Below are 7,272 nucleotides of genomic sequence, written 5' to 3'. Positions count from 1 at the left end.
CACCCCGACGGCGACCCCCACCTCCGGACCGAGCCAGCCCAGTGGGACCAACCTGAGCATCGGAGCCGGTTCGGACGGCTCCAGCAAGGCCGACGGCACGAGCTACGGCAACGTACGGGACGGTGTCCTGACCACGTACTGGTCGCCGGCCGGTTCGACCGGGGCCGTCTCGATCAAGTGGGGCTCCGCCACCTCCGTCTCCAAGGTCAACATCCGGGAGGCGGCCGGATCGGCGGGTGTCATCGGGGCCTGGAAGCTGATCAACGGTGACACCGGTGCCGTTCTCACCTCGGGCAGCGGCGCGGGCGTCATCACCTTCCCGCGGACCTCGCTGAGCAAGGTCACCTTCGAGATCACCGGTTCGGCCGGCACGCCCAAGGTCGCCGAGTTCGAGACCTACGCGTAGGAAAGCGCGCCCGGTAGGTCCGCGGTCCGACGCGGACCTGCCCGCCGCTTCGGGGACGGTGCCGGGTGTCCGCCCGGCGCCGTCCCCTTCCCGCTCAGCGTGCTTCGTGGGAGGGGACGCCCTCCGCGGCGAGTTGCCCGCTCCCCGCCGCACGGTGTGAGCCGGACCGGACGGCGTCGGAGACGGACTTGACCCCGCCGTGCGCGGTCAGACCACCGTCGACGGGGATCTCGGCGCCGGTGATGAACGACGACTCGTCCGACAACAGGAAGACGACCAGCGGGGCCACCTCCCCGACGGTCCCGGTACGGCCGAGCGGCGTCTCCCGGATGTTGGCCTCCCGGAAGGACGGCGCGGCGGAGGCCGTCATCTCGGTCTCGATGTAGCCGGGGTGGATCGTGTTGACGCGGATGCCGCGCGGGCCCAGTTCCAGAGCGGCCGTTCTCGACAGCCCCCGCAGTGCCCACTTGCTGGTCGTGTAGGCGACCGGGTAGTGGGCGGTCAGGGCTGCCGAGGAGCCGACGTTCACGACGGAGGCGCCGGCCGGCATCAGCGGTGCGAGGTGCTGGATGCCGAGCAGCGGGCCGACGACGTTGACCGCGTGGACACGCGCCATGTCCTCGGGACGGACCTCGCCGATCCGGGCGCGCCAGGTGACGCCCGCGTTGTTCACCAGGCCGTGCACCTGTCCGTACGCCTCGCGCAGTTCAGCGGCGAGCGCGGCCCACTCCGTCTCGCCGGTGACGTCCAGTCGGCGGCAGCCGGAAGCGGGGTCGACGTCGGTGGCGACGACGTGCGCACCCTCTCGGGCGAGCGCCTCCGCCTGCGCGGCGCCCTGGCCACGGGCCGCGCCCGTGACGACGACGACCTTGCCCAGGAGCCGCTCGGCGTGCGGGCCGCTCACGGCCGCTCCCGAGTGCGGCGCCGGCCGGCCGGCAGCGGCACCGGTTCCGTGCCGGGCACGACGGTGGTGGTGAGCGTGCCGAGGCCCTCGACGGTCAGGGAGACGGTGTCGCCGGGCTTGAGCGGCGGCGGGTTCCGCTCGCCGCGCAGGCCCCACAGTTCGGCCAGGCAGCCGCCGTTGCCGCAGGTGCCCGAACCGAGGACGTCACCCGGCATCACGCGGGTGCCGCGGGAGGCGTAGGCGGTCATCTCCTCGAACGTCCAGCTCATGTGGGACAGCAGGTCCTCGCCGACCGTCTCGCCGTTGACCTCGGCGCGCAGGGCCAGGCGCAGGAAGCCGTCGGCGTCCCGGTGCGGCTCCAGTTCGTCGGCGGTGACCAGGTACGGGCCGAGGGTGGTGGCGGTGTCCTTGCCCTTGCAGGGGCCGAGGCCCACCTTCATCTCCGCGCTCTGCAGATCGCGCGCGGACCAGTCGTTGAACACGGTGTAGCCGACGATGTGGTCGCGGGCCCGCTCGGGAGTCAGGTCGCGGCCCTCCCGGCCGATCACGGCGGCCACCTCCAGTTCGAAGTCCAGGACTTGTGACCCGGGCGGCACGGGCACGTCGTCATGAGGGCCGTACACCGCGTGCGGGTTGGTGAAGTAGAAGGTCGGCGCCGCGTACCACTGCTCGGGGACCCCGGACACGCCGTCGACGGAGCGGCGTACGCCCTCGACGTGCTCCTCGAACGTGACGAAGTCCCGGACGGAGGCGGGCTGGAGCGGCGGCAGCAGCCGGACCTGCGACACGTGCGGGCCGGGCGGCACGTCGAGGGCGGCGGCGCCCGCGGCGAGCAGCCCGGCCAGGCCGCCGGTCTCGGTGAGCAGCGTGGTGAGGGAGGAGACACCGGGCAGCGGGCGGAGGGTGCCGTCGTCCTCCACGACGGCCACGCGGTGACGCTGACGGTGTTCGTAGGCGGCGAAACGCATGGTGCGGCTCCTGGGGAGGGGACCGGTCGAGGGAAGTACGTGACCGGTCAGACCGGCGGGGCGACGAAGACGCCGCGGTCGGGGTCGTTGAAGGACTCCTTGGCGATGAGTTCGTTCATGGGGTTGGCGGTGCCCCACTGGTCGGTGACCTCGGGCCGCGAGAAGTCGTAGACGTGCGGGTGCCAGGCGTCCTCGTCGAGGCATTCCAACTCGGTGGTGTACTCGACGGTGTTGCCGTGCGGGTCGAGGAAGTAGGTGAAGGTGTTGTCGCCCGCCATGTGCCGGCCGGGGCCCCAGATCTTCCGGTGCCCGGCGCGCATCACGCGGCCGGAGCCGCGCATGTACTCGTCGAGGCCGCGCATCTCGAAGGAGACGTGGTGCAGGGCGGTGTGCGGTCCCCGGGCGATGGCCATGGAGTGGTGCTGGTTGGAGATCCGCATGAAGTGCATGACCTCGCCCATGTGCGGCGAGCTGAGGGTGTCGGACAGGCGGAAGCCGAGGTGGCGTTCGTACCAGGCGCGGGTCCTGTCGAGGTCGGGGGAGTTGAGGACGACGTGGGACAGCTTGACCGGGATCGCCTCCTTCTCCTCGATCCTGCGGTGCTGCCGTACCTCGACGTCGGCGGAGACCTCGACGGTGCGGCCGTCGACGTCGAAGAAGCGGAAGCCGTAGCCGCCGCCAGGGGTGTCGACCTTGCCCGGCCGGCCGATCAACCGCACGTCTCCGGCGAGGAGTTGTTCGGCGAGAGTGTCGACGTCGGCGGCGCAGGCGGCCCCGTACGACACGAGGTCGAGGCGCTTCTCGCCGGCCTTGCGCAGCCGGACGACGTACTGCTCCGGGGAGCCCTCGGCGGCGAGGAAGGAGATGCCGGAGTCCTCGGCGACCTTCGTCAGGCCCCAGACGCCGGCGTAGAAGTCGAGCTGCTTGTCGTAGTCGGGCACGGCGAGGTCGACGTGCCGCAGGTGCGTGAGCAGACGTGCGCTCATGGGTTCCTCCGGTGTTCCTTCACGGGTTCCTTGACTGGTTGCCTGATGGCTTGCCTCATGGGTTGTTTCTCAGGCGGAGGCGAGGTGGAGCAGGGCGGCGGCGTTTCCGCCGCGTACGGCGGTGAGGTCGGCCTCGGTGAGGCGCGCGCCGCGCAGGGCGCCGACCGGGTCCGCGGTGCCCATGTCGAAGGGGAAGTCGGAGCCGAGCAGGACCCGGTCGGCCCCGGCGACGCGGATCAGCTCCCGCAGCACGTGCGGATCGTGGACGAGGGAGTCGAAGTAGAGCCGCTTCAGATAGCTGCTGGGCGGGTGCGCGCAGTCGGTGCCGGCGTCGGAGCGGGTGGACCAGGCGTGATCGGAGCGGCCGATGTGGGTGGGCAGGTAGCCGCCGCCGTGTGCGGCGATCAGCTTCAGGCCGGGATGCCGGTCCAGGACCCCGGAGAAGATGAGGTGGGACAGCGCGACGGCGTTCTCGGTCGGCTGCCCCACGGTGTTGGACAGGTACCAGCGGTCCAGCCGCTCGTCGAGCGTGCAGCCGAAGGGGTGCAGGAAGAGGAGCGCGCCGGTCTCCTCGGCACGCGACCAGAAGGGTGCGTAGGCAGGATCGGAGAGTTCCCGTTCCGGTGCGTGGCTGGAGATCTCGACGCCCAACAGGCCCTGGGACAGGGCGTGTTCGAGGGCGCGCACCGACTGACCGGGGTGCTGGAGCGGCACGAGGCCCAGCCCCCGCAGTCGGTCGGGCGCGGCCGAACAGTGCGCCGCGGTCGCCTCGTTGGCCGTCCGGTACACCTTCTCGGCCGTCTCCTCGTCCGCCCAGTAGTGATAGTGCGAGGGGGAGGGGCTGACGAGCTGGACGTCCACGCCCTGGGCGTCCATCGCGGCCAGCCGTACGGCCGGGTCGGTCAGCCGGGGGATCCGGTCGCGGACCATGGGGCCGCTGACGGCGAGGGAGGCGGGGCCGTTGCGCCGTGCGTCGAGTCCGCGGGCCTCGGCATGGCCGGGCAGTCCGGTCACGAGCGCGTCGACCTCGGGCAGCAGCACGTGTGCGTGCACGTCGACGGTCGGTACGGGGGCGGATGTCTCCGTACGGCGCGGAGTGGGTTCGGTCATGGCAGGTCCCTGAGCATGGTCATGGTGCGGCCCATCAGGCCGGGAACGTCGGCGTCGCGGACGCCGTCGAGCTGCCACTGTCCGATCTGGACGGACGCCTCGACGACCGGGCGGACTCGGGCGATACGCCGCTCGTAGTACGCCTGGAAGAGGGCGTCGTCCCAGGTGTCGGCGCCGGTCAGCAACTGCGTGAGGACCCACGCGTCCTCCAGGGACAGCGCCGCGCCCTGCGCGAGCGTGGGCGGGCAGCAGTGCGCCGCGTCGCCGACGAGGACGACCCGGCCGCGGTGCCAGGAGCCCTCGACCAGCATGCGGTCGAACCAGGTGTAGTTGACCTTCGCCGGGTCGGTGATGTGCGCGCTGATCTCCGGCCAGAACCCGCCGTAGTGGCGGGTGAGGCGGCGCATCTCGTCCGCGTACGTCTGCGGCGGGATGGACGCGCGGTCGCGGTTGGCCTCGACGACGTAGGCGTAGAGGGTGGTGTCGCTGGTGGGGCAGTAGCCGGCGATGTAGGCGGGGCCGCCGTAGGCGAGGTCGGTGCGGGTCACGCCGGCCGGGCGCGGGGCGGCGACGCGCCAGATGGCCATGCCGGTGGGCTCGGGTTTGGCGGTGATGCCGATCGCGGCGCGGGTGGTGGAGCCGAGGCCGTCGGCGGCGATGACCAGGTCGTAGCGGCCCTCACTGCCGTCGGAGAACCGTAGGGATACCCCTTGCGCGTCCTGGCCCAGGATCTCCGCGGTCGTGCCGAGCCGCACCGAGGCGCCGGCGGCGCGCACGGCGTCGATGAGGATCCGCTGGAGCTGCGGGCGCTGCATGCCGATGGTGGCGGGCAGGTCGTCGCCGCCGGTGCGCAGATCCCGTGCGACGTGCAGGACGGTGCCGTCAGGCGTGGTGATGCCGACGGAGCCGAAGGCGAAGCCGGACTCCCTTACCCGGTCCCAGACACCGAGTTCGCGCAGGACGCGCAGGGCGTTGCCCTGGAGGGTGATGCCGGATCCGGCGGTGGCGTTCCAGTCGTCCTTGGCCTCGATCAGGTCCACCGTGAGGCCGGCGCGGCGCAGCAGGACCGTCACGGCGTTGCCGGCCGCGCCGCCGCCGATCACCAGGACCGTGCGGGCTCTACTCATGGGGGAACTCCCTTGTTCCGTAAGTTACTTGAGGGCGATGGGGTTGACGGGGGAGCCGACCGCGCCGGTGATGGGCAGGGGTGCGGCGGTCAGGGAGAACGCGTACACGCCGTCGGCGGCGCAGTCCTCCGCCAGGGCGTCCAGGTCCCACATCTCACCGATCAGCAGGCCGATGTGCGGGATGGCGACCTGGTGCAGGGGCTGGAAGGCGTGCTCGAACTCGTTCGGGCGGACCTCGAATCCCCAGGTGTCGGTGGCGATCGCGGCGATCTCGCTGCCGTGCAGCCAGCCGGCGGTGCTGAACGACAGGCCGGGCGCGGGACCGCCGGCGTAGTCGCCCCAGCCGTCCCGGCGGGCCCGTGCCAGCTGCCCGGTGCGTACCAGCACGAGGTCGCCCCGGCCGACGGCCACCCCGTGCGCCTCGGCGGTCGCCGTCAGCTGCTCCTCGGTGATCGCGAACCCGTCGGGCAGCTCCCCGGCCTCGCCGTAGGTGCGGCCGACGTCGAGGAGGACGCCGCGCCCGCTGACGTGTGCGGCCATGTGCTCGATGCCGGTGACCAGGTCGCCGTCGGAGGTGACGACCTTCTCGGCCGGCCGGCCGTTCCACGCCCTGCCGTGGTCGAAGATGTGCCCGAGCCCGTCCCACTGCGTGGAGCACTGCAACGGCATGGCGATCACGTCGTCGGCGCCACCGATGCCGTGCGGGAAGCCCTGGTTGCCGAGGGCGGCGTCCGTGCCGGTGTCCAGCATGGTGTGCACCGGGTTGGTTCGGCGCCGCCACCCCTTCTGCGGCCCGTTCATGTCGAAGGACTGGGAGAGGGAGAAGCTGACGCCCCGCCGGACCAGCCCGGCCGCCTCACGCCGCTTGCCCTCGTCCAGGAAGTTGAGCGTGCCGAGCACGTCGTCCTCGCCCCAACGCCCCCAGTTGGAGTACGCCTTGGCGGCCTCGGCGATGGCGCCCTCGGGATCGTGCCGGTTCATGACGCCGTCTCGGCGACACATCGCGTGCGCTGCACACCGAGACCTGTGACCGCGCCCTCCATGACATCGCCGTCGCGCAGCAGCCGGCCCCAGTGCATGCCGTTGCCGGCCGGGCTGCCGGTCAGCACCAGGTCGCCCGGCAGCAGACGGGCGCTCTGCGAGGCGTACGACACCATGCGGGCGACGCTGAAGATCATGTCCTTGGTGGACTCGTCCTGCATGGTCTCGCCGTTGAGCCTCAGCGTCAGCCGCAGGTCGCCGGTGTCGGCGATCGACTCGGCCGGGACGATCCAGGGGCCGAGCGGGGTGAAGCCGGGCGCGTTCTTGCTGCGCAGCCAGTCGGTGCCGATCTGCGGCATGTCCCGGCGGAAGACGGTGGCCCGGTCGGTCAGATCGTTGGCGATGGTGTAACCCGCGATGTGCTGGTGCGCGTCCTCCACGGACACCCGGTGGGCCGGCCGGCCGATCACGGCCGCCAGTTCCAGTTCCCAGTCCGGCTTCTCCGCCCAGGCGGGCAGGACGACGTCGTCGTACGGGCCGGTGATCGCGCTCGGCAGGCCGATGAACACGTACGGCAGATCCTCGGCCGCCCGCCGGTCCATGATGTCGGCGGCCTCGGCGCGGCGTTCCTCCTCCGGCCGGTCGTCGCCCGGGGCGCGATGGGCGACATGCAGGTCGATGACATGTTGGCGGTAGTTCGCGCCGGACTGGAACACCTGGCGCGGTGCGACGGGCGCGTGCACCCGGAAGTCCGACAGCGGCCTCCCCTCCCGGCCGGCGCCTGCCGCCA

7 protein-coding genes and 1 pseudogene are annotated in these 7,272 nt (G+C 71.9%); 1 reads left to right on the top strand and 7 read right to left on the bottom strand.

The genetic code is table 11. From position 1 onward, the window contains the following. Nucleotides 1–406, top strand: a pseudogene (locus BZL64_RS31115) (pectate lyase); the annotation flags it as partial. Nucleotides 407–500: 94 nt separating this feature from the next. Here the strand turns inward: BZL64_RS31115 and BZL64_RS31110 are convergent. The 7 genes from BZL64_RS31110 to BZL64_RS31080 all read right to left on the bottom strand — a co-directional run. Then, entirely contained in the window at nt 501–1,310 is an 810-nt protein-coding gene (locus BZL64_RS31110) for an SDR family NAD(P)-dependent oxidoreductase (RefSeq protein WP_086772485.1), read from the bottom strand. Then, nucleotides 1,307–2,278 (bottom strand): fumarylacetoacetate hydrolase family protein, encoded by a 972-nt coding sequence (locus BZL64_RS31105; protein WP_086772484.1) that lies wholly within the window; start codon nt 2,276–2,278, stop codon nt 1,307–1,309. The genes BZL64_RS31110 and BZL64_RS31105 overlap by 4 nt, the downstream gene beginning before the upstream one ends. A gap of 47 nt (nt 2,279–2,325) precedes the next feature. Then, complete coding sequence (locus BZL64_RS31100) at nt 2,326–3,264, bottom strand: VOC family protein (protein ID WP_086772483.1); 939 nt, start codon at nt 3,262–3,264, stop codon at nt 2,326–2,328. Nucleotides 3,265–3,333: 69 nt separating this feature from the next. Then, nucleotides 3,334–4,374, bottom strand: coding sequence for an amidohydrolase family protein (locus tag BZL64_RS31095; protein WP_086772482.1), 1,041 nt, complete (start codon nt 4,372–4,374; stop codon nt 3,334–3,336). Beyond that, a complete protein-coding gene (locus tag BZL64_RS31090) occupies nt 4,371–5,501 on the bottom strand; it encodes an FAD-dependent oxidoreductase (RefSeq protein ID WP_086772481.1) in 1,131 nt (376 codons plus the stop codon). Before BZL64_RS31090 ends, BZL64_RS31095 begins: the two co-directional genes overlap by 4 nt. A gap of 24 nt (nt 5,502–5,525) precedes the next feature. Then, a complete protein-coding gene (locus tag BZL64_RS31085) occupies nt 5,526–6,482 on the bottom strand; it encodes a cyclase family protein (RefSeq protein WP_086772480.1) in 957 nt (318 codons plus the stop codon). Next, a partial coding sequence (locus BZL64_RS31080; RefSeq protein ID WP_107430377.1) for a fumarylacetoacetate hydrolase family protein occupies nt 6,479–7,272 on the bottom strand: 794 nt, incomplete at its 5' end. The genes BZL64_RS31085 and BZL64_RS31080, both read right to left, overlap by 4 nt.

This window comes from Streptomyces bobili, from assembly GCF_002154575.1.
Taxonomy (GTDB): Bacteria; Actinomycetota; Actinomycetes; order Streptomycetales; family Streptomycetaceae; genus Streptomyces; species Streptomyces bobili.
This window is presented reverse-complemented; position numbering and strand designations above follow the sequence as displayed.